Raw genomic sequence first — 1,147 nt, forward strand, 5'->3', positions numbered from 1 at the left:
CTCCTTCACCTTGTTCGGCCACAAACGTTACGTCTGGTGACTTATCCGGACAAGGGGTCTGGTAGGTCGTACGGATACGAATGAGCTCTGAGGCCGGCGTGCCGTTGCCCTGAGCCGCCGACGGTCGCGCGGTTACAGTGGCCGGGTGACCACCGACCAGCACGGCCTGGCCATGTCCGGCGCGAGCGCCGCCGCCGCGCGCCACTACGACCGGGCGATCGACGAGCTGCTGCACTTCCGGGCCGAGGTCGGCGCCGAGGCGGCCGCCGCGCTGGCCGACTCCCCCGGCTTCCCGATGGGCAACGTGCTGGCCGCCTACCTCGACCTGCTGACCACCGAGGCGGCCGGCGCCCGTGCCGCGCGGGCCCGGTTCGCGTCCTTCCGCCGCCGGGCCGACGAGTCGTCGCTGCTGCCGCGCGAGCGCGCGCACGTGGCGGCCGTCCAGGCGCTGCTCGACGGCGACCTGACCGCCTGCGGCGCGCTGCTCGCCGAGATCACCCTCGCCCACCCGCGCGACGCGCTGGCCCTGGCCGCCGGGCACCAGCTCGACTTCTTCACCGGCGACGCCCGCTCGCTGCGCGACCGGATCGGCGGCGCGCTCACCGCCTGGCACGAGGACGACCGGCACTTCGGCCACCTGCTCGGCATGTACGCCTTCGGCCTGGAGGAGGCCGGCCACTACGACCGCTCGGAGCAGGTCGGCCTGCGCGCCGTCGAGCTCAACCCGCGCGACGTGTGGGGCATCCACGCGGTCGTGCACACCTACGAGATGCAGGGCCGCTTCGGCGAGGGCCTGCGCTACCTCGACGCCCGCCTGGACGACTGGTCCACCGGCACGTTCTTCAACGTCCACACCTGGTGGCACTACGCCCTCTACGCCCTGGAGAGCGGCGACACGCGGCGGGCGCTGGAGGTGCACGACGCGGCGCTGGCCGGCGGGCGCACGTCCATGGAGCTGCTGGACGCCGCCGCGCTGCTCTGGCGGCTCCTGCTGGAGGGCTCCGACCAGCACGAACGCTGGCAGGCCCTGGCCGAGGCGTGGCCGCCGCTGGTGGCCGAGCCGTTCTACGCCTTCAACGACGTGCACGCGGTCATGTCGTACGTCGGGGCCGGGCGGATCGGGGAGGCGGAGAAGCTGATCGCCTCG

Annotated in this window: 1 protein-coding gene; it reads left to right on the forward strand. The window is 73.5% G+C overall.

The annotated features are described in order from the left end of the window. Positions 1-145: 145 nt before the first annotated feature. Positions 146-1,147: tetratricopeptide repeat protein (locus ACWCSD_RS52990; protein ID WP_449927639.1), on the forward strand; the 1,002-nt coding region annotated here is incomplete at its 3' end.

The organism is Nonomuraea sp. NPDC001684, from assembly GCF_053596515.1.